The sequence below is a fragment of the Pseudomonas nitroreducens genome (assembly GCF_010994165.1).
Lineage (GTDB): Bacteria > Pseudomonadota > Gammaproteobacteria > Pseudomonadales > Pseudomonadaceae > Pseudomonas > Pseudomonas nitroreducens.
Map to the genome: position 1 here is coordinate 37,974 of NZ_WMBX01000002.1, position 26,198 is coordinate 64,171.

Annotated in this window: 28 protein-coding genes and 1 pseudogene; 16 read left to right on the forward strand and 13 right to left on the reverse strand. The window is 65.9% G+C overall.

The genetic code is table 11. The annotated features are described in order from the left end of the window. Positions 1 to 914: 914 nt before the first annotated feature. Positions 915 to 1,046, forward strand: a pseudogene (locus GJV37_RS29790) (HAMP domain-containing protein); the annotation flags it as partial. Further along, a complete protein-coding gene (locus GJV37_RS29795) occupies positions 1,041 to 1,904 on the forward strand; it encodes a methyl-accepting chemotaxis protein (RefSeq protein ID WP_374701927.1) in 864 nt (287 codons plus the stop codon). The pseudogene GJV37_RS29790 and the gene GJV37_RS29795, both read left to right, overlap by 6 nt. Here GJV37_RS29795 and GJV37_RS08160 read toward each other — a convergent pair. Further along, positions 1,872 to 3,620 carry a SulP family inorganic anion transporter gene (locus GJV37_RS08160; RefSeq protein WP_084359782.1) on the reverse strand — a complete coding sequence of 583 codons (1,749 nt, stop codon included), beginning with the start codon at positions 3,618 to 3,620 and terminating at the stop codon, positions 1,872 to 1,874. The genes GJV37_RS29795 and GJV37_RS08160 overlap by 33 nt on opposite strands. Positions 3,621 to 3,810: 190 nt before the next feature. Further along, entirely contained in the window at positions 3,811 to 4,815 is a 1,005-nt protein-coding gene (locus GJV37_RS08165; RefSeq protein WP_065327603.1) for an NADP-dependent oxidoreductase, read from the reverse strand. Between the two features lie 228 nt (positions 4,816 to 5,043). Between GJV37_RS08165 and GJV37_RS08170 the strand changes: the two genes are divergently transcribed. Together GJV37_RS08170 and GJV37_RS08175 are read left to right on the forward strand one after the other, a co-directional pair. Continuing rightward, entirely contained in the window at positions 5,044 to 5,805 is a 762-nt protein-coding gene (locus tag GJV37_RS08170) for an SDR family oxidoreductase (protein WP_024765409.1), read from the forward strand. A gap of 435 nt (positions 5,806 to 6,240) precedes the next feature. Beyond that, the gene (locus GJV37_RS08175) at positions 6,241 to 7,131 is read left to right on the forward strand and encodes a bile acid:sodium symporter family protein (RefSeq protein WP_024765410.1); all 891 of its coding nucleotides are present in this window, start codon (positions 6,241 to 6,243) and stop codon (positions 7,129 to 7,131) included. Positions 7,132 to 7,244: 113 nt separating this feature from the next. Here the strand turns inward: GJV37_RS08175 and GJV37_RS08180 are convergent, their stop codons facing one another. The 3 genes from GJV37_RS08180 to GJV37_RS08190 are packed head-to-tail and all read right to left on the reverse strand — an operon-like array spanning position 7,245 to position 10,271. Continuing rightward, positions 7,245 to 8,408 carry an AAA family ATPase gene (locus tag GJV37_RS08180; protein WP_193452319.1) on the reverse strand — a complete coding sequence of 388 codons (1,164 nt, stop codon included), beginning with the start codon at positions 8,406 to 8,408 and terminating at the stop codon, positions 7,245 to 7,247. Between the two features lie 47 nt (positions 8,409 to 8,455). Further along, on the reverse strand, positions 8,456 to 9,655 hold the full coding sequence (locus tag GJV37_RS08185) for a benzoate/H(+) symporter BenE family transporter (RefSeq protein WP_024765412.1): 1,200 nt from the start codon (positions 9,653 to 9,655) through the stop codon (positions 8,456 to 8,458). A gap of 13 nt (positions 9,656 to 9,668) precedes the next feature. After that, positions 9,669 to 10,271, reverse strand: a complete 603-nt coding sequence (locus tag GJV37_RS08190; RefSeq protein ID WP_193452320.1) for a LysE family translocator — start codon at positions 10,269 to 10,271, stop codon at positions 9,669 to 9,671. 162 nt (positions 10,272 to 10,433) lie between these two features. Between GJV37_RS08190 and GJV37_RS08195 the strand changes: the two genes are divergently transcribed. After that, positions 10,434 to 11,081: a hypothetical protein gene (locus tag GJV37_RS08195; protein ID WP_170860171.1), complete on the forward strand. Its 648-nt coding sequence runs from the start codon at positions 10,434 to 10,436 to the stop codon at positions 11,079 to 11,081. Here GJV37_RS08195 and GJV37_RS08200 read toward each other — a convergent pair. Next, positions 11,078 to 11,518, reverse strand: coding sequence for a MarR family winged helix-turn-helix transcriptional regulator (locus tag GJV37_RS08200; protein WP_024765415.1), 441 nt, complete (start codon positions 11,516 to 11,518; stop codon positions 11,078 to 11,080). The two genes, GJV37_RS08195 and GJV37_RS08200, sit on opposite strands and share 4 nt — an antisense overlap. 82 nt (positions 11,519 to 11,600) lie before the next feature. Here GJV37_RS08200 and GJV37_RS08205 point away from each other — a divergent pair, with 82 nt between their 5' ends. From GJV37_RS08205 to GJV37_RS08220, 4 genes are all read left to right on the forward strand, one after another. After that, on the forward strand, positions 11,601 to 12,758 hold the full coding sequence (locus GJV37_RS08205) for an aminotransferase-like domain-containing protein (RefSeq protein WP_024765416.1): 1,158 nt from the start codon (positions 11,601 to 11,603) through the stop codon (positions 12,756 to 12,758). Positions 12,759 to 12,768: 10 nt separating this feature from the next. Then, a complete protein-coding gene (locus GJV37_RS08210) occupies positions 12,769 to 13,371 on the forward strand; it encodes a glutathione S-transferase family protein (RefSeq protein WP_024765417.1) in 603 nt (200 codons plus the stop codon). 369 nt (positions 13,372 to 13,740) lie between these two features. Continuing rightward, positions 13,741 to 14,202: a bacteriohemerythrin gene (locus GJV37_RS08215; protein ID WP_024765418.1), complete on the forward strand. Its 462-nt coding sequence runs from the start codon at positions 13,741 to 13,743 to the stop codon at positions 14,200 to 14,202. Positions 14,203 to 14,299: 97 nt separating this feature from the next. Further along, entirely contained in the window at positions 14,300 to 15,148 is an 849-nt protein-coding gene (locus tag GJV37_RS08220) for a cache domain-containing protein (RefSeq protein ID WP_024765419.1), read from the forward strand. 62 nt (positions 15,149 to 15,210) lie between these two features. Here GJV37_RS08220 and folE read toward each other — a convergent pair whose 3' ends face one another. From folE to GJV37_RS08240, 4 genes are all read right to left on the reverse strand, one after another. Next, positions 15,211 to 15,756, reverse strand: coding sequence for a GTP cyclohydrolase I FolE (gene folE, locus GJV37_RS08225; RefSeq protein WP_024765420.1), 546 nt, complete (start codon positions 15,754 to 15,756; stop codon positions 15,211 to 15,213). 143 nt (positions 15,757 to 15,899) lie between these two features. Then, positions 15,900 to 16,457, reverse strand: coding sequence for a Smr/MutS family protein (locus tag GJV37_RS08230; RefSeq protein ID WP_054908448.1), 558 nt, complete (start codon positions 16,455 to 16,457; stop codon positions 15,900 to 15,902). Positions 16,458 to 16,527: 70 nt separating this feature from the next. Next, positions 16,528 to 16,848, reverse strand: a complete 321-nt coding sequence (locus GJV37_RS08235) for a hypothetical protein (RefSeq protein WP_024765422.1) — start codon at positions 16,846 to 16,848, stop codon at positions 16,528 to 16,530. A gap of 173 nt (positions 16,849 to 17,021) precedes the next feature. Beyond that, the gene (locus tag GJV37_RS08240) at positions 17,022 to 17,618 is read right to left on the reverse strand and encodes a cysteine hydrolase family protein (RefSeq protein WP_024765423.1); all 597 of its coding nucleotides are present in this window, start codon (positions 17,616 to 17,618) and stop codon (positions 17,022 to 17,024) included. Positions 17,619 to 17,798: 180 nt separating this feature from the next. Between GJV37_RS08240 and prmB the strand changes: the two genes are divergently transcribed. Beyond that, positions 17,799 to 18,713, forward strand: coding sequence for a 50S ribosomal protein L3 N(5)-glutamine methyltransferase (gene prmB / locus GJV37_RS08245; RefSeq protein WP_170860190.1), 915 nt, complete (start codon positions 17,799 to 17,801; stop codon positions 18,711 to 18,713). A 217-nt stretch (positions 18,714 to 18,930) separates the two neighbouring features. Here prmB and GJV37_RS08250 read toward each other — a convergent pair whose 3' ends face one another. After that, entirely contained in the window at positions 18,931 to 19,713 is a 783-nt protein-coding gene (locus GJV37_RS08250) for a hypothetical protein (protein ID WP_170860189.1), read from the reverse strand. A gap of 48 nt (positions 19,714 to 19,761) precedes the next feature. Then, complete coding sequence (locus GJV37_RS08255; RefSeq protein WP_170860188.1) at positions 19,762 to 20,793, reverse strand: alpha/beta hydrolase; 1,032 nt, start codon at positions 20,791 to 20,793, stop codon at positions 19,762 to 19,764. A gap of 122 nt (positions 20,794 to 20,915) precedes the next feature. Between GJV37_RS08255 and aroC the strand changes: the two genes are divergently transcribed. From aroC to GJV37_RS08285, 6 genes are all read left to right on the forward strand, one after another. Beyond that, entirely contained in the window at positions 20,916 to 22,007 is a 1,092-nt protein-coding gene (gene aroC, locus GJV37_RS08260) for a chorismate synthase (RefSeq protein WP_169887882.1), read from the forward strand. Between the two features lie 59 nt (positions 22,008 to 22,066). Further along, entirely contained in the window at positions 22,067 to 23,227 is a 1,161-nt protein-coding gene (locus GJV37_RS08265; protein WP_065327609.1) for an MFS transporter, read from the forward strand. Next, positions 23,211 to 23,837, forward strand: a complete 627-nt coding sequence (locus GJV37_RS08270) for a methylthioribulose 1-phosphate dehydratase (RefSeq protein ID WP_084359789.1) — start codon at positions 23,211 to 23,213, stop codon at positions 23,835 to 23,837. Before GJV37_RS08265 ends, GJV37_RS08270 begins: the two co-directional genes overlap by 17 nt. A 46-nt stretch (positions 23,838 to 23,883) precedes the next feature. Next, on the forward strand, positions 23,884 to 24,429 hold the full coding sequence (locus GJV37_RS08275; protein WP_024765430.1) for a 1,2-dihydroxy-3-keto-5-methylthiopentene dioxygenase: 546 nt from the start codon (positions 23,884 to 23,886) through the stop codon (positions 24,427 to 24,429). Positions 24,430 to 24,603: 174 nt separating this feature from the next. Continuing rightward, positions 24,604 to 25,287, forward strand: a complete 684-nt coding sequence (gene mtnC / locus GJV37_RS08280; RefSeq protein ID WP_089285847.1) for an acireductone synthase — start codon at positions 24,604 to 24,606, stop codon at positions 25,285 to 25,287. 85 nt (positions 25,288 to 25,372) lie between these two features. Beyond that, a complete protein-coding gene (locus tag GJV37_RS08285; protein ID WP_024765432.1) occupies positions 25,373 to 25,564 on the forward strand; it encodes a PLDc N-terminal domain-containing protein in 192 nt (63 codons plus the stop codon). 75 nt (positions 25,565 to 25,639) lie between these two features. Here the strand turns inward: GJV37_RS08285 and GJV37_RS08290 are convergent, their stop codons facing one another. Further along, on the reverse strand, positions 25,640 to 26,167 hold the full coding sequence (locus GJV37_RS08290; RefSeq protein ID WP_084359166.1) for a dihydrofolate reductase family protein: 528 nt from the start codon (positions 26,165 to 26,167) through the stop codon (positions 25,640 to 25,642). Between the last annotated feature and the right edge of the window lie 31 nt (positions 26,168 to 26,198).

Consider the following 26,198-nt stretch of genomic DNA (forward strand, 5'->3'; position numbering starts at 1 on the left):
TCGGCTTCGGCCTGGTGCTGTTGCTCACGGCGCTGGTGGCGGTCATCGGCGTGACGTCGTTGCGCGCCATTTCCCAGCGCTTCGACCTGCTCGGCGACATGTCGACCATCAACCGCGAACTGCTGGAGATGCGCCAGAGTGAGAAGGATTTCGTCATCGACGCCAGCGATGCTTCCGCCAAGCGCCTGCGCGAGCACGCCGGCAATCTCGGCGAGGCGGTGGCGCGGCTCAAGGCCCGGCCGGACCAGGCGGCAGTCATGGCCCGGGTGGAGCAGGGCATCGCCGATTACCTGGCGGCATTCGAGAAGTTCGAAAAGTCCAGCAAAAGCCGGCGGCTGTCGCTGGACGCCGCCACCTGGTCGGTGAACGGTGCGTCCAACAGCCTGGACATCCTGCAATCCAGCCTGGCCGATGACGGCGCCTACGAACTCAAGGAATCCCAGGGCCAGAAGGGGGAGGAGTTGCTGCAGCAGGCCGCCCAGGTCAGCCAGCTCTACCGTCTGGTGCTGCAGGGCCTGAACGAGGCGCGCTCGCGCATGGAGGTCGGCGGCGAGAGCGGCGAGAAGGCCGAGGGTGGGCGCATCAAGTCCGCCGCCGAGGCGCTGGAACTGTCCGCCAAGCTGCAGGAGGCCATCACCGACCCGACCTACGTCTCGGTGCTCAAGGACGTGATCACCAACATCAACGCCTTCGTCGAGAAGCTCGACGAATACAGCGCCAGCCTCGAGCAGGAAAAACAGGTCCACGCGCAGATGAACGACCGCGCGGCCCAGGTCATGCAGCAGGTCGATGACGCCTATGCGGCGCAGCGGGCGGCCATGCAGACCCAGCTACGCACCAATACGCTGCTGATCGTCGCTTCGGCGGCGCTGGCGCTGCTGGTGGGCGCACTGGCTTCGCTGCTGATCACCTGGATGATCGTGCGGCCGCTGCGCCAGGTGATCGGCATGGCCAGCCGCATCGCCGAGGGCGATCTGAGTGTGAGTGTCGAAGTGCGGCGCAAGGACGAAGTCGGCCAATTGATGGGCGCGGTGGGCAGCATGGCCGACAGCCTGCGCGGCATTGTCAGCCGCCTCAGCGATGGCGTGGGGCAGATCACCGCGTCGGCGCAGGCGCTTTCCAGCGTCACCGAGCGCACCCAGCACGGGGTGAACTCGCAGAAGGCCGAGACCGATCAGGTCGCCACGGCGATGAACCAGATGGCGGCCACCGTGCATGATGTCGCGCGCAACGCCGAGGAAGCCGCCAGTTCCGCCGAACAGGCCGATGGCAAGGTCGCCAGCGGGCAGGATGTGGTGCGCCAGACCCTTGGCCGTATCGAGCAACTGGCCGACGCCGTGCGCGCGGCCACCGAAAGCATCGAGCAGCTCGGCCGCGAGAGCCAGAGCATCGGCAGCGTGCTGGTGGTGATCAAGAACGTCGCCGAGCAGACCAACCTGCTGGCGCTCAATGCCGCCATCGAGGCGGCGCGGGCCGGCGAGCAGGGCCGGGGCTTTGCCGTGGTGGCCGACGAAGTGCGGGCGCTGGCGCGGCGCACCCAGCAGTCCACCGCCGAAATCGAGACGTTGATCGCCGCCCTGCAGAGCGGCGCGACCACCTCGGTCCAGCGCATGCAGCGCAGTCACGCGCTGGTGGAGATGACCGTGGGCGACGCGGTACAGACCGAGGCCGCGCTGGGCAACATCGCCTCGGCGGTGGCGGTGATCCACCAGATGAACCAGCAGATCGCCGCCGCTTCCGAACAGCAGAGCGCGGTCGCCGAGGAGATCAGCCGCAGCGTCACCAGCATCCGTGGCATCGCCGACGAATCGGCGCAGGCCATGGAGTCCACCGCATCGTCCAGCGTCGAGCTGGCGCAGCTCAGTCGCGAGCTACAGGGGCTGGTGGGGCAGTTCCGGCTGTGACGCCGCTGCGGCACGTTCGGCCGCCTCCTGCTCGCGCTTGCGCTGCTGGTGCCAGCGCCGGTAGGCGTTGACACCCGCACGCACGGAGCTGAACACCAGCGGCGGCTTGACCTCGCCCAGCAGTTGCGAGCGTTTGAGCAGGGCCAGCGTTTCGCCGGTGACCCGCGCCAGCGACAGGTAAACGCCCCGGGCCTCCAGGGTCTGCTGCACTTCGCGTAGCGTGGTCAAGCCGCTGATGTCCAGGTTGAGGATGCCTTCGGCGTTGAGCAGCACGGCGCGGGCGTTCGGCGTCTGGGCCACCACCTCGAGGATGCGTTGCTTGAAGTAGTCGGCATTGAAGAACAGGATCGGCGCGTCGAAGCGGTAGATCACCAGCCCCGGCAAGGTGCGCGCGTTGGGGTATTGCTCGATTTCCACCTGGCCGTCGATGCCATGCACCCAGCCCATTACCGCGTCGTGCGGGCGGTAGGTGAGATAGAGCAGGCGCAGCAGGGCCAGCATGATGGCGACGAAGATGCCCGGCAGCACGCCGACGCTGAGCACGCCGACCGTGGTCAGCACGCACAGGCCGAACTCGAACCGGCTCAGCGCCCAGAAACCGCGCAGTGCGCGGAAGTCGATCAGGCCCCAGCCGGCCATCAGCAGCACCGCGCCCAGCGCCGGCATCGGCACCCAGCCCAGCGGCTTGCTGAACAGCAGCAGGACCAGGCCGATCACCAGGGCGGCGACCACGCCGACCATCTGGCTCTTGCCGCCGACCATGTCGTTCACCGCGGTACGCGAGTCGGCGCCGCTGATGACGAAGCCCTGGGAAATCCCCGCGCCGATGTTGGCCATGCCCAGCGCCATGAACTCGTGGTTGGCGTCGATGGCGTAGCCGTGGCGGGCGGCGAAGCTGCGCGCGGTGAGCATCGCGCTGCAGAAGCTGACGATGGTGATGCCCATGGCATCGCGGAACAGGCTGCCGGCCTCCTCGACGCTGGTCTTCGGCCAGGTCAGGTGGGGCAGGCCTTGCGGCACCTCGCCGAGCAGCTTGATGCCGTACTGGTCCAGGCCGAACAGGGCGGCGATGACCGAGGCGAACAACACGCCGACCAGTGCGCCGGGAATCTTCGGGTAGCGACGTGGTAACAGGATCATCAGCGCCAGGGTGCCGACGCCCAGCGCCAGCGTCGGCAGGTGCGTATCGGCGAGATTGCGCACCAGCGCGATCAGCCCGCGGACGAAACCGCTGGTCTCGCTGTGGTAGCCGAGGATCTTGCCGAGCTGGCCGGCGATCAGGCTCAGGCCGATACCGTTGAGGTAACCCACCAGCGTCGGCCGCGACAGGAAGCTGGCGACGAAGCCCGCACGCGCGAAACCGGCGGCGATGGACAGCGCGCCCACCAGCACCGCGACTATCATCGACAGTTGCAGCAGCCGCTCCGGGTTGCCTGCCGCCAGCGGCGTGATGGCCGCCGCGACCATGGCGGCGGTGGCGGCATCCGGGCCGACCATCAATTGCCGCGAGCTGCCGACGATGGCGTAGATCAGCATCGGCAGGATGCAGGCGTAGAGCCCGACCTGCGGTGGAAAGCCGATGATCTGCGAGTACGCAATGGCAGTGGGAATCTGCACCGCAGCCACCGACAGGCCGGCCTGGATATCGCGCGGCAGCCAGTCGGAGCGGTAGTGCAGCAGGCTGTCCAGACCGGGCAGCCAGCGGGCGAGGGACATCGGGGGTCTTCCTTGGAATCGGCCAAGGGAAATCCTAGCTGGAAAGGCGCCTCAGAGCTTGTCGGAAATCATTGAGATAGAGGGCGCATAGCCATCCCAGCAACTCACGGCAACTTCAGTGCTGGGTTTACCCCTCACCCCAACTCTCTCCCGCTAGCGGGAGAGAGGGGCTTTGGGGCTGAGGGGCGGATCAGACCTTGAGCACCAGCTTGCCGAAGTTCTCGCCGCTGAACAGCTTGGCCAGGGTCTCGGGGAAGGTTTCCAGGCCTTCGACGATGTCTTCCTTCGATTTCAGCTTGCCTTCGCCGATCCAGGTCGCCATGTCCTTGAAACCTTCCTGGAAGCGGTGGGCGTAATCCATCACCACCATGCCTTCCATGCGCGCGCGGTTGACCAGCAGGGAGAGGTAGTTGGCCGGGCCGCGCACGGCTTCCTTGTTGTTGTACTGGCTGATCGCGCCACAGATCACCACCCGCGCCTTGGGCGCCAGGCGGGCCAGCACGGCGTCGAGGATGTCGCCGCCGACGTTATCGAAGAATACGTTCACGCCCTTGGGGCATTCGCGCTTGAGGCCGGCGTTGACGTCCTCGGCCTTGTAGTCGATGGCGCCGTCGAAGCCCAGCTCATCCACCAGATAGCGGCACTTGTCGGTGCCGCCGGCGATGCCCACCACGCGGCAACCCTTGATCTTGGCGATCTGCCCGACCACGCTGCCCACCGCGCCGGCGGCGCCGGAGACGACCACGGTGTCACCGGCCTGAGGCAGGCCGACGTCGAGGAAGCCGAAGTAGGCCGTCATGCCGGTCATGCCCAGCGCCGAAAGGTACAGGGGCAACGGCGCGCGCTGGCTGTCGACCTTGTAGAAACCCTTCGGCTCGCCGAGGAAGTAATCCTGCACGCCGAGGGCGCCGTTCACCTCGTCGCCGACCTTGAAGTCCGGGTGCTGCGAGGCGATCACCGTGCCCACGCCGAGGGCACGCATCACGTCGCCGATGGCCACCGGGGCAATATAGGACTTGGCGTCGTTCATCCAACCGCGCATGGCCGGGTCCAGCGACAGGTACTGGTTCTTCACCAAGATCTGCCCCGGGCCGGGTTCGCCGATCGGGGTTTCCACATAGGTGAAGGTGTCGCGGGTGGCGGCACCGACCGGGCGCTGGGCGAGCTGGAACTGGCGGTTGATCTGGGCAGACATGGCAGTGGACTCAGTCAGGGGGAAAGCCTAGGTGATAGTCCGCCTGCTGCGCCGGGGCAAGTTTCGTCCGCCGGAGGAATGTTCACCCATCGGTTCCAGTGATCCGGATTTGCAGGAATCATCATTGCCATGGATGCAGGAACGTCGCCCCGCCTGATAGTGCTTCGCGCCGCTGGAGCGCTGGCTAGACTGCGACGGTTATTTCCCAAACCGCTTCGAGGTTCGCTCATGAGTCAGCTGCTTTCCGGCCAGGTTGCCCTGGTCACTGGCGCCGGTAACGGTATCGGCCGCGCCACCGCCCAGGCCTTTGCCCAGCAGGGTGTGAAGGTCGTGGTTTCCGACGTCGACGCCAAGGGCGGCGAAGCTACCGTCGAGCTGATCCGCGCCGCCGGTGGCGAGGCCACCTTCATCCGTTGCGACGTGACCCGCGACGCCGAGGTCAAGGCGCTGGTGGAAGGCACCGTGGCCGCATACGGCCGCCTGGACTACGCCTTCAACAATGCCGGCATCGAGATCGAGAAGGGCAAGCTGGCCGACGGCGAGGAGAGCGAGTTCGACGCCATCATGGGCGTCAACGTCAAGGGTGTCTGGCTGTGCATGAAGCACCAGATCCCGGTGATGCTGGAGCAGGGCGGCGGCGCCATCGTCAACACCGCCTCGGTCGCTGGCCTGGGCGCCGCGCCGAAGATGAGCATCTACGCCGCCTCCAAGCATGCGGTGATCGGCCTGACCAAGTCCGCCGCCATCGAGTACGCGAAGAAGAAAATCCGCGTCAACGCCGTCTGCCCGGCGGTGATCGACACCGACATGTTCCGCCGTGCCTACGAGGCCGACCCGAAGAAGGCCGAGTTCGCCGCTGCCATGCATCCGGTGGGCCGTGTGGGGCGCGTCGAGGAAATCGCCAGTGCGGTGCTGTACCTGTGCAGCGACCACGCCGGCTTCACCACGGGCATTGCGCTGCCGGTGGATGGCGGGGCCACGGCGATCTGATCGATTCGGGGGAGCGGTGCGTTCGAGTGTTCCCTCTCCCCAACCCTCTCCCTGAAGGGAGAGGGGGCTGTTCGGCATGCGGGTGACACGCCCGTTTAGCCGCCTCGTCCCCCGTTTCATGTAACCGAAACGGTGTCAGGTGAGCGACGAACTGAATGTGGCGGAGGACGAATCCCTCTCCCTTCAGGGAGAGGGTGTTCCCAGTCCTATTACTTCATGAATCACCTGTAGGAGCGCATTTACCAGCCGATTCGGCGCTGGGCGGTTCGCGAGCAAGCTCGCTCCTACAAAAAGCGTACCCGCCGACGATCCCGACCCGTTCGCAACAAGACTTTGCATTCTGTTACAGGATGAAGTGGTTTTGGCCTGCAAGGCCAGTTACAAGCGCCCAAGAGGCCGAAACAATCGGCCCACCCCAGTTGGAGAATAATGACAATGACCAACGATCCCTTGCTGACGCTCTTCATGCCCATTGCCCTGGGCATCATCATGCTGGGCCTCGGCCTGTCCCTGACCGTCGCCGACTTCGCCCGCGTGGTGCGCTATCCCAAGCCGGTGCTCATTGGCCTGGTCTGCCAGATCATCCTGCTGCCCCTGGCGTGCTTCCTCATTACCGTCGGCTTTGCCCTCGAAGCCGCACTGGCGGTGGGCATGATGCTGCTCGCCGCATCCCCCGGCGGCACCACCGCGAACCTCTACAGCCACCTGGCCCACGGTGACGTGGCGCTGAACATCACGCTGACCGCGGTGAACTCGGTGATCGCCATCCTCACCATGCCGCTGATCGTCAACATGTCTCTGCTCTATTTCATGAACGATGGCCAGACCATTCCGCTGCAATTCGGCAAGGTGCTGCAGGTGTTCGTCATCGTCCTGGGACCGGTCGCCATCGGCATGATCGTGCGGCGCCTGCTGCCGAGCGTGGCGGCGGCGCTGCAGAAGCCAGTGAAGATCCTCTCGGCGCTGCTGCTGGCGGTGATCATCGGCGTGGCCGTGACCAAGGACTGGCAGACCTTCCTGACCTACGCCCCCATCGTTGGCGCGGCCGCCCTGAGCTTCAACCTGCTGAGCCTCGCCGTGGGTTACTGGGTGCCACGCCTGCTCAAGCTGTCCAAGCCGCAGTCCATCGCCATCGGCATGGAGATCGGCATCCACAACGGCACCCTGGCCATTGCCCTGGCGCTCAGCCCGATGCTGCTGAACAACAGCACCATGGCGATTCCGGCGGCGATCTACGGCGTGCTGATGTTCTTCACTGCTGGTCTGTTCGGCTGGTGGGTCAGCCGCGGCGTGGCGAAGACAGCCGCGGAGCAGGCGCCTGCCTGATCCGCTACCGCACCCGCCATCGGGTGTCCATTGTTCTCGTGAGCGCAGGAGCGGACTCCATCCGCGATTGTTTTCCCGTCGCTCCTACGCCATATCGTTGCCTGACTCCGAGCTCAATCCGCCCAATGCCACGCCGGGGTATCGAACATGCCCTGGTCGCGGATGCGCGTCTGGCCCAGTTCCTTGTCCAGGTGCAGGCAATTGCACTCGGGGTGTTCCTCCAGCGTGGCGATCAGCCGGCTGGCGTGGGACACGACCCAGACCTGGGTGTGTTTCGACGCCGCGATGATCAACCGTCCCAGCGCGGGCAGCAGGTCCGGGTGCAGGCTGGTTTCCGGCTCGTTGAGCACCATCAGCGACGGCGGCCGCGGAGTGAGCAGGGCGGCCACCAGCAGCAGGTAGCGTAACGTACCGTCGGAGAGTTCCGCCGCGCTCAGGGGCCGCAGCAGCCCGTGCTGTTTCAGCGCGACGGCGAAGCGCCCGCCAAGCTGGCAATCGATCTGTAGTTCGGCGCCTGGGAAGGCGTCGCTGATGGCGGCTTCCAGGGCATTGGCATCGCCGATTTCCCGAATCGTCTGCAGCGCGGCGGCCAGGTCGCGGCCGTCGTGGTGCAGCACCGGCGTGCGGGTGCCCAGTTGCGGCTGGCGTGCGGGGGCGTCGGCGTCGGTGCGGAAGTGGTCGTAGAAGCGCCAGCCGCGAATCTGCTCGCGCAGCAGCAGTGCTTCGGGGCAGTCCGAGCCACTGCCGATCTGGGTGAACAGGCTGTCGAAGGTCGGGATGTGCTGCTCCAGCACCTGCCAGCTGCGGCCTTCGCGGGCACGCAGCATCGGACCGTTGCGTTCCACCAGTTGCGAGGCGGGGCGATACCAGGGGCCGGCCCAGATGCTTTCGTGCTTGATTTCCGGGTCCAGGCCGAAGGCGCTGACCACCGGCGGGGGCGGCAGGCCGAGGGCGATGGCGTAACCGAAGTCCTCGCCGGCGAAGCCCAGGCGCAGGCGCTTCACTTCGTTGCGCGGGCCGCCCTGGACTTCCACCTCGCCTGTGCGCATGCGCCTGGAATGGGTCTCCGGCCCGGCCCAGAAGGTGGATTCCAGCCCGCCTTCGCGCGCCAGTGCATTCACCACGCCGCCCTGAGCGGTCTCGCCGAGCAGGCGCAGGGCACGGTAGAGGTTGGACTTGCCGCTGCCGTTGGCGCCGGTGATCAGGTTCAGCCGGCCCAGCGGCAGCACCAGCGAGTTGATCGAGCGGTAATTGGCGACGGCCAGGGTGTGCAGCATGCGGGCGATCCGGTTCGGGCAAACGCCCGCATGCTAGCAGAAGGGTCTTACGCGGAACGACGCCAGTTCAGTACCAGCTGTGTCAGCAGGCCTGCAACCAATCCCCAGAAGGCGGAACCCACGGAGAACAGGGTGAAACCGGAGGCTGTGACCAGGAAGGTGACCATCGCCGCTTCGCGCTGGCGCGCATCGGCCATCGCGTTGGTCAGGCCATTGGTGATCGAACCAAGCAGCGCCAGCGCGGCGATCGACAGCACCAGCGCCTTGGGCAGCGCGGCGAACAGCGCTGCCAGGGTGGCGCCGAAGATGCCGGCGATGCCGTAGAACAGCCCGCACCAGAGCGCGGCGGTGTAGCGCTTGTGCGGGTTCTCGTGGGCTTCCGGGCCGGTGCAGATCGCCGCGCTGATGGCCGCCAGGTTGATGCCGTGGGAGCCGAAGGGCGCCAGCAGCAGCGAGGCGATGCCGGTAGTGGAGATCAGCGGCGAGGCGGGCACCTGGTAGCCGTCGGCGCGCAGTACGGCGAGTCCCGGCATGTTCTGCGAGGCCATGGCGACGATGAACAGCGGGATGCCGATACTGATGGTGGCGGCCAGGGAGAAGCTCGGCGTCGTCCACACCGGACGGGCGATCTCCAGCTGGAAGTGGCTGAAGTTGAGCAGGCCGAGGAAACCGGCCAGGGCGACGCCAACCAGCAACGCAGCGAATACCGCGTAACGTGGCGAAAGACGCTTGGCGACGAGGTAGCTGACGAACATCGCCACCACCAGCGCCGTCTGCTGCTGCGCGGCGTTGCAGATCTCGATGCAGATGCGGAACAGCACGCCGGCCAGCAGCGCCGAGGCCAGCGAGCCGGGCACCTGGCGCATCAGGCGGTCGAAGCTGCCGGTGACGCCGCAGATCGTGATCAGCGCGGCGCAGACAATGAACGCGCCGATGGCCTCGCCATACGGCACGCCGGGCAGGCTGCTGATCAGCAGCGCCGCGCCGGGGGTGGACCAGGCGATGACGATGGGGGTGCGGTAGCGCAGGGTGAGGCCGATGGTGGTCAGCGCCATGCCGATGGACAGCGCCCAGATCCACGAAGAAATCTGCGCGGTGGTCAGCCCCGCCGCCTGGCCGGCCTGGAACATCAGCACCAGCGAGCTGGTGTAGCCGGTAAGCATGGCGACGAACCCGGCAACGATGGCGGCGGGAGATGAATCGGCCAGCGGGCGCAAGGGCGCGGCGGCGGGAGTAGTGTCAGTCATGCACGAACTTCCATCAGGTGCGGGTGAATAGCGGGTAGAGCGAGGCTACCAGCAGGGCGGCCATGCCGACATTGAACAGGCGCAGCCGCAGTGGGTCTTCCAGCCAGCGCCGCAGCAGGCTGCCGAGTATGGTCCAGACGCCCACGCTGGGCAGGTTGACCACGGCGAACAGGGTGGCGATCAGCACGACATTGCCGATCCAGCTGTTGGCCGGCAGGTAGGTGGCGATGGCGCCGACGGCCATAACCCAGGCCTTGGGGTTGACCCACTGGAAGGCGGCTGCCTGGAGAAAGGTCATGGGTCTGGCGGCGTTCTCACCCTTCGCTTCGGGCGCGCCGGAGCGGGCACTCTTCCATGCCAGGTAGAGCAGGTAGGCGCCACCGGCATAGCGCAGCGCCGTGTAGGTCGCCGGGAAACGCTCGAACAGCTGGTGCAGGCCCAGGCCCACGGCGACCACCAGCAGCAGGAAGCCGATGCTGATGCCGAGCATGTGCGGGATGGTCCGGCGCACGCCGAAGTTCACGCCCGAGGCCAGCAGCATCATGTTGTTGGGGCCGGGGGTGATGGAGGTGACGAAGGCGAACAGCACGAAGGCGCCGAGGAGTTCGAGGGGCATGGCGGAGTACCGGTCTAATTGTAGGGCCAGACTAATCCTGCCAACGCAGGGCTGTCCCATAACAGCCAGTGGCCGAGTGGCCCGTACAGTGGCGGCATCGCTGGCACGGCCCGCATGCCCGCAGTATGTTGCACACTCCCGACAGACAGGAGTCAGCCGTTCATGGAGCAGAACCCATACGCCGCGCCGCAGGTGGAGTTGGTCGACACGCGCGCGCCCACGCCTTTCCTCGTCGGCGACTGGTCGTCCGGCAAGCTGCGGCTGCTGGCGGGACTCACGCTTGCTCTGCTGCTGACGGACCTGACGCTGATCGGTATCGGCATGGTCGCTCGCCTGCCGGGTGGCCCGAAGTTCCTGATGCCGTATGAGGAGTGGCTGGGTGCGCTGAGTATGCTGCTGGGGTGTTTTCTGGCCTGGCGCAGCACGCGTCTGCTTGAGGATCGATTCGCGGCCCGCGGGCTCCGCTGGCCAATGTGGATTCTCATCGTCATCGCCGTGGTGATGCAGGTGTTTTCCATGCTTTTCGACGTCGACCTGACCGGCTCGCGCCAGAGCAACGCGACGGTGTATTTCATGATGATGTACCTGCCCAGCGGCCTGGTGCAGCTCTGGTATGGCATCCGTGTGCTGAAGATCCAGCTGCCGTTCACCTCGGTGAAGGTCATGGGCTGGTTCGACGTCGTGAGCGGCATCTGCCTGGCGAGCATCGTACTGTTCGCCTTTGGCACCTTGCTGTCGATCATCAACACCATCCCCTTGGCGCTGATTTTCCTGCGCTCCGCCGGCGAGCAGGAGCGGGCCGCCCGCTAATCGTCCGGCGAGCGGGCAATGGCCTGGTTCACCGCCAGCCAGCCTTTCACCGCTTCTTCCCCGGCCTCGCCGAAGGCGCGCTGCAGCAGGCGGTCCTGCTCGCGGCGCAGGGCCTTTTCCAGCTTGCCGCCTTCAGCGGTCAGCCCCAGCCGCCGCTTGCGCTTGTCGTTGCCGCAGGCCTCACTGCTGATCAGTTCGCGCTCGAGCAACTGACGCAGCGGCAGGTTCAGTGCCTGCTTGGTCACGCCCAGGGCGGCCAGCAGTTGGCTGACACTCAGCCCCGGATTACGCGCGATGAAGAACAGGATGCGGTGGTGCACCCGGCTCAGCCCGCGGCGGGCGAGCATCTCGTCGGGTTTCGCGGTGAAGGCCCGGTAGCTGTAGAAGAAGGCCTGGATCGCTTCGAGTTGCAGGCTGTTTTTTGTTAGGTCAGGCATATTGACGTATCCATCCCGGGCGTCGTAGCTTCGGTCAAGCAGTTTGACTCATTCTTCCGTGCTCCCGCTACCGGTGACCCCCATGGCCTTCTCCGAACGCATCGCCCGACTGAAAAGCTCTCTGATCCGTGAAATCCTCGCCGCGGCGCAGCGCCCGGAGGTGATGTCCTTTGCCGGCGGCCTGCCCGCCGAGCCGATGTTGCCGAAGGTGAATTGGGACGACATGCCGGTGAGCATGGGCCAGTACGGCATGAGCGAAGGGGAGCCGGCGCTGCGCGAGGCCATCGCCGCCGAGGCGCGAGCGTTGGGCGTGCCCTGCGAAGCGAGCCAGGTATTGATCGTCAGCGGTTCGCAGCAGACGCTCGACCTGGCCAGCAAGCTGTTCATCGATCCGGGTACCGAGGTATTGCTCGAAGCGCCGACCTATCTTGCTGCGCTGCAGGCCTTCCAGCTGTTCGGCGCGAACTGCCTGACCGTGCCGCTGGGCGCCGAAGGCCCGGATGTCGCCGCGCTGCGCCAGCGCCTGCAGGCCAGCAAGCCGGCCTTCGCCTACCTGATCCCGACTTTCCAGAACCCGTCCGGCGTGCGCTACAGCGAGCAACGCCGCGATGAAGTGGCCGCCGTGCTCGACGAGTTCGGCGTGACCCTGATCGAGGACGAGCCTTACCGCGAGCTGGTGTTCGATGCGGGCGCCGCGACTCCGTTGGTCAGTCGCCTGAAGAAATCCAGCTGGATCTACACCGGTACCGTCTCCAAGACGCTGCTGCCGGGGCTGCGCGTGGGCTTCCTGATCGCCACGCCGGACCTGTTCCCGCACCTGCTGCGCCTGAAGCAGTCCGCCGACCTGCACACCAACCGCGTCGGCCAGTGGCAGGCACTGCAGTGGTTCGGCACCGAGGCCTATCGCGGCCACCTGGCCGAGCTGCGCGATTTCTATCGCATTCGCCGCGACGCCATGCAGCAGCAGCTGGAAGAGCATTTCGCCGAGCTGGCGGAGTGGAATGTGCCCCAGGGCGGCTTGTTCTTCTGGCTCAAGCTCAAGCAGCCGCTGGATACCCGTACACTGCTGGACGCGGCGTTGGCGCAGAACGTGGCCTTCATGCCGGGCGAGCCTTTCTTCACGCAACCGGATGCCAATCCCGGCTATTTGCGGCTTAACTTCAGCCACGTGGCGCCGGAACGTGCCGGCGAAGGTTTGCGCCGTCTGGCGACGGTCATCCGCGAAGCCCAGGCCCAATGAGGAGATGAGCATGTACACCGTCTACGGCGATCGACTGTCCGGCAACTGCTACAAGGTCAAGCTGGCCCTGCACCTGCTCGGCCTGCCTTACCAGTGGCGCGAGATCGATATCCTCAAGGGCGAGACGCAGACCGCCGAGTTCCTGGCGATGAACCCCAACGGCAAGGTGCCGGTGCTGCAGCTGGAAGATGGCACCTGCCTGTGGGAGTCCAACGCCATCCTCAACTTCCTCGCCGATGGCAGCGATCTCCTGCCACGTGAACCGCGCCTGCGCACCCAGGTGCTGCAATGGCAGTTCTTCGAGCAATACAGCCATGAGCCCTACGTGGCGGTGGCGCGTTTCATCGAGTTCTACCTGGGCCTGCCCGAAGAGCGCCGCGAGGAGTATGTGCGCTGCCAGAAGGGCGGTTACAAGGCGCTGAAAGTGATGGAAAAGCAGCTGCAGCAGACGCCTTACCTGGTGGGTGACCAGTACTCCATCGCCGACATCACCCTGTATGCCTACACCCATGTGGCGCACCAGGGCGGCTTCGACCTGTCGAACTTCCCGGCCATCAATGCCTGGCTGGCGCGGGTGGCCGACCATCCGCGGCACGTGGCGATGCAGGACTGATCATCCCGCCCGGCCATTGAAAACGCCGCTTCCCTCGAAGCGGCGTTTTTCGTTGGCAGACCCAATGATGCGGAAGCGGATTCGGTCCGCGATCGTTTTCTCGTCGATTCGAGGTGGCCGGATAGCACTCGCGAACGGAGTCTGCTCCTGGCAAAGTTTCGCTTTGTGCGAAGCGAAAACAGGCAATTTGCCATCAGATAAGTCCGAAAAGCCGCTCTAAACCGCTGATTTCGGTACTTTGGGGTTGACCGGCATCATGGCGGCGTTTTGTCGCCCTCCCTAATCTGGACGGGCTGCCATGCGGGACGTACCGATGTGGCCGGGCGCGAGCGGCAGGCAGTGTCGTCGCCCGGCGTGGGGAGGGGAAAGATGGCCTATCTGGTCTGGCAGGCGGATCTCGACACCGGGATCGGAGTGATCGACGCGCAGCACAAACGCATCGTCGAAATGATCAACCAGCTGCACGAGGCCCAGGCCCATCACGACCGAGCCATGCTCGGCGGCGTGATCGAGGAACTGGTCGACTACACCATCTCGCACTTCGCCTTCGAGGAGACGCTGCTGGAGGATTCCGGCTACCAGTTCACCCGTGCGCACAAGAAGGTCCACGAACTCTTCATCAAGCGCGTTTCCGACTACCGCCTGCGCTTCGACGCCGGCGAGGACGTCGCCGAGGAACTCAAGGGCCTGCTCGGACGCTGGCTGTTCAACCATATCCGTAATGACGACGCCAACTACGTGGAGTCGGTGATGGCCAGCATGCACGAGCTGACCCGCGACCAGAGCCACGGTGGCTGGCTGTCGCGCTCGATGAAGCGATTCTTCGGCTGAATTTTCAGTCACTTCGGCGGTGAATGCCGACGCGAATCCCCTTCGGCTGGCTATGCTCTGTGCACAACTACAAGCAATGCCACGGGGGTATTCGCGCATGAAGACGCTGTTGAAGTCACTGCTGCTGCTTTCTTTCCTCTCATCCTTCCCATTGTTCGCCGCCCAGCCGACGACCTCGCCAACGGACGACCAGCGCGCCAAGGCGTTGCTGTCCAAGGCGGTGGCCGCCTACAAGCAGGAGGGCGACAAGGCCTTCGCTGCGTTCAGCCGCCAGGGCGAGTTCATCGACGGGGACCTGTATGTGTTCGTCGTGGACAGCAAGGGCACCATGCTTGCCAGCGGCGGGCCATCGGTGGTGCTGATCGATCGGGATGTGTCGACCACACTCGATCCGTCATTGCAGAAGCAGTTTGCGCAGGCGCTGAAATCGCCGGAGACAGGCAAGGTGCAACAGGCCGACTACCGCTGGAAGAACTGGGCGGACGGCAAGGTCGAGCGCAAGCACGTCTATTACCAGCGTGTGGGTGAGCGCTTCCTCGCGGTGGGCTACTACATCCCGCGCGCGTCGGCGCAGCAGGCGGCGGCCATGCTGGACAAGGCGGTGAAGGCCGTCGAGGCCGATCCGCAGGACACCTTCAAGAAGATCACCGCGCGCGATCCCGCATTTATCCAGGATGACCTCTACGTCTTCGTTGTCGACCTGGATACGTCGAAATTCGTTGCCCATGGCTTCAATACGCGGATGGTCGGCACGGACTTCGATTCGCTGAAGGACCCGGGCGGCAACCCGATCGGCCACGCCATGCTGGAACTGGCCAAGTCCAAGGGCGAGGCGGAATTCGAGTACCAGTGGCGCAACCCGGTGACCAGCAAGGTGGAGAACAAGCACGCCTTCCTGCGCAAGGCCGGCCATTACCTCGTTGCGGTGGGTTACTACACGCGCTGATTGCAGCGATTCACAGGCACAAAAAACCGGCCCGAGGGCCGGTTTTTTCATGACGGCGGCTGTCAGCGGATCAGGCTGAGGAACTCGCTGCGGGTGGCGGCGTTCTCGCGGAACTCGCCGAGCATCACCGAGGTGACCATGGAGGAATTCTGCTTCTCCACGCCGCGCATCATCATGCACATGTGCTTGGCCTCGATCACCACGGCCACGCCCAGCGCGCCGGTGACCTGCTGGACCGCCTCGGCGATCTGCCGCGACATGTTTTCCTGGATCTGCAGGCGGCGGGCGTACATGTCGACGATGCGCGCCACCTTGGACAGCCCCAGCACCTTGCCGTTGGGGATGTAGGCCACGTGGGCCTTGCCAATGAACGGCAGCAGGTGGTGTTCGCACAGCGAGTAGAGCTCGATGTCCTTGACCAGCACCATCTCGCTGTTGTCGGAGCTGAACAGGGCGCCGTTGACGATCTCCTCCAGCGTCTGCTGGTAGCCGCGGCAAAGGTACTGCATGGCTTTGGCGGCGCGCTTGGGCGTGTCCACCAGGCCTTCGCGGGTGACGTCCTCACCGAGCTGGCTGAGGATCGCGGAGTAGTTTTGTTCCAGGGACATGATCTACCTGTGGCAATGACAAAAATAAAAACCGTGGCGCAGGGTAGGGCGCTCAGCCTTGGCTGGCAAGGCCCGAGCGCCGGTTGGCGCGTTATGGCAGGCGGATTGTCGCCGGACGCGAGTGCTAGCCGGGGGCAGGGCTTTTACTCGTCGCGGCCTTCGAGCATGTTGCGGCGCAGCATCACGTAGATGGCGCCGGTACCGCCGTGGCGCGGCAGGCAGGAGGTGAAGCCGAGTACCTGCGGGTGCTGGCGCAGCCAGGTGTTCACATGGCTCTTCACCATCGGGCTGCGGCCGTCGACGCGCGCCGCCTTGCCGTGGGTAACGCGGACGCAGCGGATCTCGAAGCGCGTGGCTTCGGCGATGAAGTCCCAGAGGGTTTCGCGGGCCGTTTCGATCTTCATGCCGTGCAGGTCGAGGCTGCCCTCGAAACTGATCTGGCCGGCCTTGAGCTTGCGTATCTGGCCTTCCTGGACGCCGTCGCGGGCCCAGTAGAGTTCGTCCTCGGGGCCGACGTCGATGACGAACTGGTCGGAGAGGCCGTCGACCCGGATGTTCTCGGTGCGTACGGTCGCGTTCTGTCGCAGCTCCTTGAGCTGCTTGCGGTCGGCCTTGGGTTTACCGGTGTCGGCCTGGTCCACGGTGATCCGTCTGACGCCGCGCATTTCGCTGGCGAATTGGGAAAAATCGTCGTCTTGCATGCGCACCTCCTCAAACAGCCGCGCAGTCTAACGGATCGCGCCGGTCCTGCGGAAATGCGCCGTGCGGGGATCAGTCGCGGCGCTTCATCAGCCGGGGCGACAGGCTCAGGCCTTCACGGCCACGGGCGCGGCGGCGCGCGGCGCGCCAGAATGTGACGCCCAGCCACAGACAGAACAGTCCGATTACCAGCAGCACGGCGCCGGCTCCCGGTTCGATGTGCAGTACGCCCACCGCGGGCTGGCGGCGGAGCAGGGCGGCGACGCCGGCCATGGCGGACAGGATGCCCAAGGTGGCGATTACCGCGGCGATCGCGGCGGCGAAGCGCCAGCGCCAGCGACCCGGACGCTTCGGGCGCAGGCTGGGTGGATCGAATTTATCGGTCATCTTCATCCCGACTTCCTCATCTATTGAACGAGGCTATGACCGGTGGGGAGGGGTGGGGTTCCAACCCCAGGGGCGGGAAGCGCGGCGAACCCGCTGGGTGAGCGGGTTCGCGGGCTATCGCGCCTAAGCTGAGCCTAACCCCGGGTGCTTGTCGTTGCCGCCCGTCGGGACGAATGGCTTCAGACCAGCGCCTGGGCTTGCGCGACCACGGCGGCGAAGTTGTCGCCCAGGGCGGCGATTTCGGCGCGGTGCAGGTCGCGCGCGGCGAGCACGCCGCCTTCGGGGGTGGGAATGTCGCGGGTGGCGCAGGCGGCATCCACCAGGGTGCAACGGTAGCCGTAGTCCTTGGCGGCGCGGACGGTGGTGCTGATGCTGGAGTGGGTCATGAACCCGCAGACGATCAGGTCCAGGCGGCCGCCGGCCTGCAGGCGGTCATGCAGGTCGGTGCCGGCGAAGGCGTTGGGCAGGCGCTTGTCCACCACCACCTCGCCCGGCAGCGGCGCCAGTTCGGGCAGGAAGCGGCCGCGCGGGCCCTGAGGGTCGAGGAGGCCGCCGACCACGCCCAGGTGGTGTACGTGGACAATGGGAGTGCCCATGGCCCGGGCCGTCTCCAGCAGCAGGCGAATCTGCGCCACCGCGGCATCCAGGTCAGGCAGGGCCAGTACGCCGCTGCGGTACTCCTCCTGGGCATCGATGATCAACAGAGTGCTCTGGCGCAGGGTGGCCGGCGGATATCCGCGCCCACTGATCTGCAGCATGCTGAGCGGAAGGGACATGTCACGACTCCTGTAAATGCATGTTCACTCATTGTGGGCCGTAACGCGTCCGCTGTGAATCTTTGCGAACTCGCGCCAAAGTGGTAATGGCATTCTGTGGCGGAACGGGCTGGAAAGCCCCCGGAGTGTCCGCATTCCGCTAGAATGCGCCCCTTTTTGCGAGCTGCGAGGACTGCTGCCGTGACCGAATCTCGTTTGCTGACCCTGCGTGACCACATCCGCTGGGCCGTCAGCCGCTTCCACGCCGAGGAACTGTTCTTTGGCCACGGTACCGACAACGCCTGGGATGAGGCCCGCCAACTGGTGCTGGGCGCGCTCCATCTGCCCTGGGAAATGGCCGACGCCTACCTGGATTGCCGCCTCGAGGACGAGGAGCGCGAATACCTGATGCACCTGCTGCGCCGACGCATCGAGGAGCGTGTGCCGACTGCCTACCTGCTGGGTGAGGCCTGGTTCTGCGGCATGCCCTTCGTGGTGGACGAGCGCGTGCTGGTGCCGCGCTCGCCCATCGCCGAACTCATCGAACGTCGCTTCGAGCCCTGGCTGGCGGCCGACCCTGCACGAATCCTCGACCTGTGCACCGGCTCGGGCTGCATCGGCATCGCCTGCGCCAGCGCCTTCCCGGAATCCGAAGTGGTGCTGGGCGACCTGTCGTTCGATGCCCTGGAAGTGGCCAATATCAATATTGAGCGCCACGAGCTGGGCGAGCGCGTCTACACCGTGCAGGGTGACGGCTTCGAAGGCCTGCCGGGCCAGCGTTTCGACCTGATCGTGTCGAACCCTCCCTATGTCGACGCCGAAGACTTCGCCGACATGCCCGCCGAGTACCGCCACGAGCCGGAGCTGGGCCTGGCCTGCGGCAACGACGGCCTGGACCTGGTGCGGCGCATGCTGGCCGAGGCGGCGGACCACCTGACCGAGCGCGGCACATTGGTGGTGGAGGTGGGCAACAGCCAGGTGCACGTGGCGGCGCTCTACCCGGAAGTGGACTTCACCTGGCTCGACTTCGAGTACGGTGGCCACGGGGTATTCCTGCTCTCGGCGCAGCAATGCCGCGAGCATCAGGAGCTGTTCAGGGCGCGGGTAAAGGCCTGATCCGCTCCAAGGGTGGGCTGAATCTGCAGGAGCGAGCTTGCTCGCGAATGGATTTACCGGTTGGTCCGGCGCCTGGCCGGTTCGCCAGCAGGCTCGCTCCTACAAAAGAATGCTTCGGCGTGGGACTCAGCCCATCGCGGAGGTCGGCTTTGGGTAGGAGCGGACTTCGTCCGCGGTTGCCCACCGGCCGCGCCGATCGGTCGGCGGCGCATGCACGCTAGTGCGTGGCGATCCAGATCAGCAGTCCCGCCTGGAACACGGCGAACACCGTCAGGCAGGCGATGGTGAAGCGCAGGCTGGTGTCGTCGCGGCGGAAGGTCTCGATGCGCTGCTCCAGCCGGCGAATCTCGTTGGACTGGGTGGCGAGGTTCTGGTCAGCCTGTTCCAGCATCGAGCTGGCTTCCAGCAGCGGGACTATCTGCACCTTGTCCTTGTGCCAGTCGTCGTACAGCTCGCTGACCCGGCCGACGCTGTAGCGCGCCTTCAGCAGCCGCGAATCCTCGTAGATCACGTCGAAGCCCTGGGCGCGCAGGAAGTGGTCGCGGCGCTGCCGGGCCTCTTCGTTGGGTGCGTCCTTCATCGCCAGCGCGCCACCCTCGACACGGTAGTGCGACCACTTCTTTTTCGCCCAGGCCACTCCCTGGGCCAGCAGGAATCGCCCCAGTCCGCGGTTCAGCGGTTCGGTGGTGAAGCCCGAGTCGGCGCCGAAGCGCACTTCCTTGTTGCGGTGGTCCGCCCAGACCTCCAGCAGGTTCACTTCCTTGCGCAGCACCTGGCCGGGCACCTGTACGGTCAGCCGCAGCAGGCTCTGCTCGCCGTTGTGGCGTTCCACCCGGCCCAGTTGCACGAAGCGCAGCGGCCGCGCGCCAGTGGTGCGGTCGGTGGGCAGCGGCGCCAGGCGCAGCAGGCGATAGTGTTCCGGCGCCAGGTCCGCCCAGGGATGCGGGCGGGCGGCGGCGCTCTCGTCGGCGGCGACGGCTGTCTGTTCGGCTTCGGTCATGGGGTCTACCTCGGGGCCTGGCGGGCGTGGCCAGGGCTCTCCCGTGGTTTATCGACGCACCGGCGGATTTCTTGAGACGTTCGCTCCAGATCCGGGCGCATTTTCGGCAAGCGTACTGCCGGGCAGGCTCGGCGCGTGCTGGATGAAAGTCGTGATGCGCTGCACCAGCTCACGGGCCAGCGGCAGGTTGGGGTTGTTGTAGGAGGCGAGCTGCTGCGGACCGCTGGTCGGAACGATCCGCAGGATATGGTTCATCCCCGAGATCAGATGGAAGTCGCTGTCGGGCTTGGCGCGCTTGAGCGCCTGCGCATCCTCGACGCCGACCTGGATATCGTTGGTGCCCTGCAGGACCAGCGTCGGCAATTTCAACTCGGCGAAGGCGCGGGCCGGGTCCTGGCGGAACAGCGAGATCAGGTAGGGTTGCACGCTGGGGCGGAACAGCACCTTCAGGGGCTCCGGCACCCGTGGCTGCAACTGCCCGGCCTGCAGACCGTCGATCAACTGGTCAGCCTGGGCGAGCAGGGGCGGCGGCAGGCGGGCTTGCAACTGCTCGCGCAATACGTCGCCGATCGGGCGGGCGCTGCCGGCCAGGGAAACCAGCGCCTCGGCGTGGGTTTGCGGCGCGGCGAGGCTGGCGATCAGCGCGCCCTCGCTGTGGCCGATGAGAATCTGCCGGCCGAAGCGCGGGTCGTGGGCCAGCTTGTCGCTCCAGGCCATCACGTCGCTGACGTAGGCTTCGACGCTGAGCTCTTCCTCACGCGGCGCGGCCGGCAGGCTGCGGGCCACGCCGCGCTTGTCGTAGCGTACGCTGGCAATGCCGTTTTCCGCCAAGGCCTCGGCCAGTTTGCGCAGGTAGGCGTTCTGTCCGCCCTCGGGGTTGTTGCCGTCGCGGTCGGTGGGGCCGGAGCCGGCGATCAGCAGTGCTACTGGCGGAGGGGTATCGCCCTGGGGCAGCAGCATCGTCCCGCGCAGCACGCCGTGGCCGGTATCCAGATCATAGGGACGCTGCAGGATGCTGGTGGGGGCGGCCTGGGCGATGCTGGTGACGAAACAGAAGAGGAGCAGGGCGAGACGGCGCATCGAAGACTTCGCGATGGGGCTGATGGCGCTTTGATCCTCGCGGGCGGCGAAGGTTCGCAGGGCGGATTGACGCAGGTATACTGCTCGGCCTTTTCGATACCAGTCTTTTCGCGGAGCCTCGCATGTCCGGCAACACCTACGGCAAGCTGTTCACCGTCACCACCGCTGGCGAAAGCCACGGCCCGGCGCTGGTCGCCATCGTCGACGGCTGCCCGCCCGGCCTTGAGATTTCCCTGGAAGACCTGCAGCGCGACCTGGACCGCCGCAAGCCCGGCACCAGCCGCCACACCACCCAGCGCCAGGAAGCCGACGAGGTGGAAATCCTCTCCGGCGTGTTCGAGGGCAAGACCACCGGCACCCCGATCGGCCTGCTGATCCGCAACACCGACCAGAAGTCCAAGGACTACTCGGCGATCAAGGACCTGTTCCGCCCGGCCCACGCCGACTACACCTACCACCACAAGTACGGCATCCGCGACTACCGTGGCGGCGGCCGTTCCTCGGCGCGCGAGACCGCCATGCGCGTGGCCGCTGGCGCCATCGCCAAGAAGGTCCTGGCGGGCATGGGCATCAGCGTGCGCGGCTACATGAGCCAGCTCGGCCCGATCGACATCCCCTTCAAGACCTGGGACAGCGTCGAAGACAACGCCTTCTTCAGCCCCGATCCGGACAAGGTCCCGGAGCTGGAGGCCTACATGGACCAGTTGCGCCGTGACCAGGATTCGGTCGGCGCGAAGATCACCGTGGTCGCCGAAGGCGTGCCGCCGGGCCTGGGCGAACCGATCTTCGACCGCCTGGATGCCGAACTGGCCCATGCGCTGATGAGCATCAACGCGGTGAAGGGCGTGGAAATCGGCGCCGGCTTCGCCAGTGTTGCCCAGCGCGGCACCGAGCACCGCGACGAACTGACCCCGGAAGGCTTCCTGTCGAACAATGCCGGCGGCATCCTTGGCGGCATTTCCAGCGGCCAGCCGATCATTGCCCACCTGGCGCTCAAGCCAACCTCCAGCATCACCACCCCGGGCCGCTCCATCGATGTGGACGGCAACCCGGTGGACGTCATTACCAAAGGCCGCCACGACCCCTGCGTGGGCATCCGCGCAACGCCCATCGCCGAGGCGATGATGGCCATCGTGCTGCTTGACCACCTGCTGCGCCACCGCGCGCAGAACGCCGACGTAAAGGTCGGTACACCGGTCCTTGGCCAGCTTTGAGTGACCTGGCGCTCCCGCCGGCCTGATCAGGTGGCGGGAGCGTCGGATATTCGCCGCCGATGACTCAGGTTCCCTACTGGCGGCTGTCCAGTTTCTACTTCTTCTACTTCTGCCTGCTGGGTGGGACGGCGCCGTTCCTCGCGCTGTATTTCCATCACCTGGGGTTCTCTGCGCCACGCATCGGCGAACTGGTGGCGATCCCCATGCTGATGCGCTGCATCGCCCCCAACCTGTGGGGCTGGTTGGGCGACCGCAGCGGCCAGCGGCTGGCCATCGTGCGCTTCGGCGCGGTGTGCACGGCGCTGTGTTTCGCCGGCATCTTCCTCGGTCACAGCTATGCGTGGCTGGCGCTGATCATGGCCGGGCACGCGTTCTTCTGGCACGCGGTACTGCCGCAGTTCGAGGTGATCACGCTGGCGCACCTGCGCGGGCGCACCGAGAGCTACAGCCGCATCCGCCTGTGGGGTTCCATCGGTTTCATCTGTACCGTGGTCGGCCTGGGCTGGCTGTTCGAGTTCGCCAGCCTGGACGCCTATCCGCTGGCGCTGCTGACGATCATGCTCGGCATCGTCGGCGCCAGTTGGTGGGTGCCGAATGCCCAGCCGCCGGCGCGGCAGGATGAGGCCAGCGCGGGCGGTTTTCTCCAGCAACTGCTCAAGCCCGGCGTGCTCGCCTTCTACCTGTGCGTGTGCCTGATGCAGCTGTCCCACGGTCCGTACTACACCTTCCTGACCCTGCACCTGGAGTCGCTTGGCTACGCCCGCGGGCTGATCGGCCAGCTCTGGGCGCTGGGGGTGGTGGCCGAGGTGCTGCTGTTCCTGGTCATGCCGCGCCTGCTCAAGCGCTTCTCGCTGCGCCAGGTGCTGGTGGCGAGCTTCCTGCTGGCGGCCTTGCGCTGGCTGCTGCTGGGAACGTTGGCCGGGCACCTGCCGGTGCTGCTGTTTGCCCAGTTGCTGCACGCGGCGACCTTTGGCAGCTTCCACGCCGCCGCCATTCATTTCGTCCAGCGCAGCTTCCAGGCTCGCCAGCAGGGGCAGGGCCAGGCGCTGTACGCCGCGCTGGCCGGCACCGGTGGCGCGCTCGGCGCGCTTTACTCCGGCTACAGCTGGGGTAGCCTTGGGCCGGCCTGGACCTTTGCCATCGCCAGCGTGGCTGCGCTGGCTGCCGCCTTCATCATCTGGACCCGTCTGAACGAGGACCCGCATGAACGACACCCGTGAACAGCTGACCCAACAGATCATCGAGGCCGGCCGTTTCCTCTATGGCCGTGGCTGGTCGCCGGCCACCAGCAGCAACTATTCCGCGCGCCTGGCCGCCGACCGTGCGTTGCTCACCGTTTCGGGCAAGCACAAGGGCCAACTCGGTGAGAACGATGTGCTGGAAACCGACCTCGCCGGCAACAGCCTGGAACCGGGCAAGAAGCCCTCGGCGGAAACCCTGCTGCACACCCAGCTCTACGCCTGGCGCCCGGAGATCGGCGCGGTGCTGCACACTCATTCGGTCAATGCCACCGTACTGTCGCGCCTGACCGTGGGTGACCGCCTGGAGCTGGAAGACTACGAACTGCAGAAGGCCTTTGCCGGCGTCAGTACCCACGAAGGCCGTGTGACCGTGCCGATCTTCGATAACGACCAGGACATCGCCCGGCTGGCGGCCAAGGTGCAGCCCTGGCTCGATGAGCATCCGGACTGCCCCGGTTACCTGATCCGTGGCCACGGACTGTACACTTGGGGGCCACGCATGGCCGATGCCCTGCGCCAGATCGAAGCCTTCGAATTCCTCTTCGAATGCGAACTGAAAGTACTGAGCCTTCGCGGCGGCACGCGCTGAGCGAACCCGGCCCGCTTTTGAGAAAAAGCCCAGAAGGACAACGACCATGAGCAGCCTGACCGTCTACCACGAATCCAACCCCGAGCAGCCGCTGAAACTGCTGACCCACGCCGAGGACATCGCTTCCACCCTGGGCGAGCTGGGCGTGCGCTTCCAGCGCTGGGCGGCGAATGCCCCCATCGTTCCCGGCGCCAGCCAGGAAGAGGTGATCGCCGCCTACCAGCACGAGATCCGTCGCCTGCAGGAGGAGGAGGGCTACGTCACCGTCGACGTGGTCAGCCTGACCGCCGATCATCCGCAAAAGGATGAACTGCGCGCCAAGTTCCTCGATGAACATCGCCATGGCGAGGACGAGGTACGCTTCTTCGTCGCCGGCCGCGGGCTGTTCACCCTGCACATCGAGGATCACGTCTACGCCGTGCAGTGCGAGAAGAATGACCTGATCTCGGTGCCCGCCGGCACCCGCCACTGGTTCGACATGGGCGAGCGCCCGCACTTCGTGGCCATCCGCCTGTTCAACAATGCCGAAGGCTGGGTCGCGAAATTCACCGGCGACGAGATCGCCAAGCGGTTTCCGTTGCTGGAAGACTGATCTCTCCTTAGCCGGGGAGGGTAGGCTGTTTCCTGCTCTTCGTAGGAGCGAGCTTGCTCGCGAACAGTGTTGCCGGCCCACTCGGTTCCATGCGGTTCGCGAGCAAGGACTGGGCGTCCCCCTCGGTCCTACATGTCATCCCGCCTGGGTTAAAGGCGGGCTTTTGGAGTCCCCATGCCCATCAAAGCCATCCTCACCGACATCGAAGGCACCACCAGCGCGGTCAGCTTCGTCTTCGACGTGCTCTTTCCCTATGCCGCCGCGCACCTGCCGGACTTCGTGCGTGGGCATGCCGACGAGCCGGCCGTGGCCGAGCAACTCGCCGCCGTGCGCGCCGACAGTGGTGAGACGAACGCCGACACCGAACGCTGCATCGAAATCCTTCTCGGCTGGATCGCCGAAGACCGCAAGGCCACGCCGCTCAAGGCACTGCAAGGCATGGTCTGGGAGCAGGGCTACAGCGCCGGCCAGCTCAAGGGCCATGTCTACCCGGACGCCGTCGACGCGCTGCGCCACTGGCACGCCGAGGGCTACCGGCTGTACGTCTATTCCTCCGGCTCTATCCAGGCGCAGAAGCTGATCTTCGGCTGCTCGGAGGCGGGCGACCTGTCGCCGCTGTTTTCCGGCTACTTCGACACCACCAGCGGACCCAAGCGCGAGGTGGAGTCCTACCGCCGCATCGCCGCCGCCATCGGTCTGCCGGGCGAAGACATCCTCTTCCTCTCCGACATCGTCCAGGAGCTGGATGCCGCGCAGCAGGCCGGCCTGCAGACCATCGGCCTGGCCCGCGAGGGTGGGGGACTGGAAGGCCACGACACGGTGGCAAGCTTCGCGCTGATCGACCCGGCGCGGGTTTGACCCCTGCCTTGAATGCACGCCCGCGCCGCTGCGGCGCGGGCAGCTATGCTGATCAGGCCGACATTCTCATAGAAGGATCTTCCAAATGGGCTCGACCCTCAGTGGCCTGATCAGCCTGATCATCTTTGCCCTGGATATCTGGGCGATCATCAACGTGGTGAAAAGCAACGCCGAGATGCCGATGAAGATCATCTGGATCCTGGTGATCGTCATCCTGCCGGTTCTCGGCCTGATCATCTGGGCGGTGGCAGGGCCGCGCGGCAACGTGCGGGTCTGAGCGCCATCCCGACTCCCGCAGGGGCGGGCCATGTTCGCGATAGCGCCCATGGAACGCTCCTGCAGGTCGACAGCTTCAGTCGAACCGGTAATGCATCCGCACGCAGCCCGGCTCGATCACCTTGGCCGACAGCAGCGTCGGCGACACCCGCAGCCCGGTGGCGGGGAATAGCGCAAAACCGCCGCCGATGATCTCCGGCATCACATAGATCTCCAGCTCATCCAGTGCCCCGCGCTCCAGGAAGGCCATCTGCAGCTGGCCGCCGCCGAGCATCCATACGTCGCCATCTTCCAATGCGCGCAGTTCCCCGATCAGCGCGTCGACATCGCTGCGGGTTTCCAGCGGGTCCTTCGGGTCGTCGATGGGGCGCGAGGTCACCACCAGCACGCGCTTTGCGCCATAGGGCCAGGGGCCGGGGTCGGCCGCGAGGAAGTCGTAGGTCGCGCGGCCCATGACCACGGTGCGGATGCGCTGGAGGAACAGGGTGTAGTCATGTTCGCCCAACTGCAGCTGGTCATGCCTGAACAGCCAGTCCAGCCCGTGTTCGGGCGTTGCGATGAAGCCGTCGAGGCTGGTGGCGATGTAGCCGAGAATTCTGGCCATGTTGCGTTTCCCTGGATAAGCTTTGTGCCAA

Excerpts from the sequence above, each read along its gene's own strand:
- GJV37_RS29795 (WP_374701927.1), top strand. The coding sequence starts at position 1,041 with ATGGCCGACAGCCTGCGCGGCATTGTCAGCCGCCTCAGCGATGGCGTG.
- GJV37_RS08160 (WP_084359782.1), bottom strand. The coding sequence starts at position 3,620 with ATGTCCCTCGCCCGCTGGCTGCCCGGTCTGGACAGCCTGCTGCACTAC.
- GJV37_RS08165 (WP_065327603.1), bottom strand. The coding sequence starts at position 4,815 with ATGTCTGCCCAGATCAACCGCCAGTTCCAGCTCGCCCAGCGCCCGGTC.
- GJV37_RS08170 (WP_024765409.1), top strand. The coding sequence starts at position 5,044 with ATGAGTCAGCTGCTTTCCGGCCAGGTTGCCCTGGTCACTGGCGCCGGT.
- GJV37_RS08175 (WP_024765410.1), top strand. The coding sequence starts at position 6,241 with ATGACCAACGATCCCTTGCTGACGCTCTTCATGCCCATTGCCCTGGGC.
- GJV37_RS08180 (WP_193452319.1), bottom strand. The coding sequence starts at position 8,408 with ATGCTGCACACCCTGGCCGTCGCCAATTACCGCTCGATCAACTCGCTG.
- GJV37_RS08185 (WP_024765412.1), bottom strand. The coding sequence starts at position 9,655 with ATGACTGACACTACTCCCGCCGCCGCGCCCTTGCGCCCGCTGGCCGAT.
- GJV37_RS08190 (WP_193452320.1), bottom strand. The coding sequence starts at position 10,271 with ATGCCCCTCGAACTCCTCGGCGCCTTCGTGCTGTTCGCCTTCGTCACC.
- GJV37_RS08195 (WP_170860171.1), top strand. The coding sequence starts at position 10,434 with ATGGAGCAGAACCCATACGCCGCGCCGCAGGTGGAGTTGGTCGACACG.
- GJV37_RS08200 (WP_024765415.1), bottom strand. The coding sequence starts at position 11,518 with ATGCCTGACCTAACAAAAAACAGCCTGCAACTCGAAGCGATCCAGGCC.
- GJV37_RS08205 (WP_024765416.1), top strand. The coding sequence starts at position 11,601 with ATGGCCTTCTCCGAACGCATCGCCCGACTGAAAAGCTCTCTGATCCGT.
- GJV37_RS08210 (WP_024765417.1), top strand. The coding sequence starts at position 12,769 with ATGTACACCGTCTACGGCGATCGACTGTCCGGCAACTGCTACAAGGTC.
- GJV37_RS08215 (WP_024765418.1), top strand. The coding sequence starts at position 13,741 with ATGGCCTATCTGGTCTGGCAGGCGGATCTCGACACCGGGATCGGAGTG.
- GJV37_RS08220 (WP_024765419.1), top strand. The coding sequence starts at position 14,300 with ATGAAGACGCTGTTGAAGTCACTGCTGCTGCTTTCTTTCCTCTCATCC.
- folE (WP_024765420.1), bottom strand. The coding sequence starts at position 15,756 with ATGTCCCTGGAACAAAACTACTCCGCGATCCTCAGCCAGCTCGGTGAG.
- GJV37_RS08230 (WP_054908448.1), bottom strand. The coding sequence starts at position 16,457 with ATGCAAGACGACGATTTTTCCCAATTCGCCAGCGAAATGCGCGGCGTC.
- GJV37_RS08235 (WP_024765422.1), bottom strand. The coding sequence starts at position 16,848 with ATGAAGATGACCGATAAATTCGATCCACCCAGCCTGCGCCCGAAGCGT.
- GJV37_RS08240 (WP_024765423.1), bottom strand. The coding sequence starts at position 17,618 with ATGTCCCTTCCGCTCAGCATGCTGCAGATCAGTGGGCGCGGATATCCG.
- GJV37_RS08250 (WP_170860189.1), bottom strand. The coding sequence starts at position 19,713 with ATGACCGAAGCCGAACAGACAGCCGTCGCCGCCGACGAGAGCGCCGCC.
- GJV37_RS08255 (WP_170860188.1), bottom strand. The coding sequence starts at position 20,793 with ATGCGCCGTCTCGCCCTGCTCCTCTTCTGTTTCGTCACCAGCATCGCC.
- aroC (WP_169887882.1), top strand. The coding sequence starts at position 20,916 with ATGTCCGGCAACACCTACGGCAAGCTGTTCACCGTCACCACCGCTGGC.
- GJV37_RS08265 (WP_065327609.1), top strand. The coding sequence starts at position 22,067 with ATGACTCAGGTTCCCTACTGGCGGCTGTCCAGTTTCTACTTCTTCTAC.
- GJV37_RS08270 (WP_084359789.1), top strand. The coding sequence starts at position 23,211 with ATGAACGACACCCGTGAACAGCTGACCCAACAGATCATCGAGGCCGGC.
- GJV37_RS08275 (WP_024765430.1), top strand. The coding sequence starts at position 23,884 with ATGAGCAGCCTGACCGTCTACCACGAATCCAACCCCGAGCAGCCGCTG.
- mtnC (WP_089285847.1), top strand. The coding sequence starts at position 24,604 with ATGCCCATCAAAGCCATCCTCACCGACATCGAAGGCACCACCAGCGCG.
- GJV37_RS08285 (WP_024765432.1), top strand. The coding sequence starts at position 25,373 with ATGGGCTCGACCCTCAGTGGCCTGATCAGCCTGATCATCTTTGCCCTG.
- GJV37_RS08290 (WP_084359166.1), bottom strand. The coding sequence starts at position 26,167 with ATGGCCAGAATTCTCGGCTACATCGCCACCAGCCTCGACGGCTTCATC.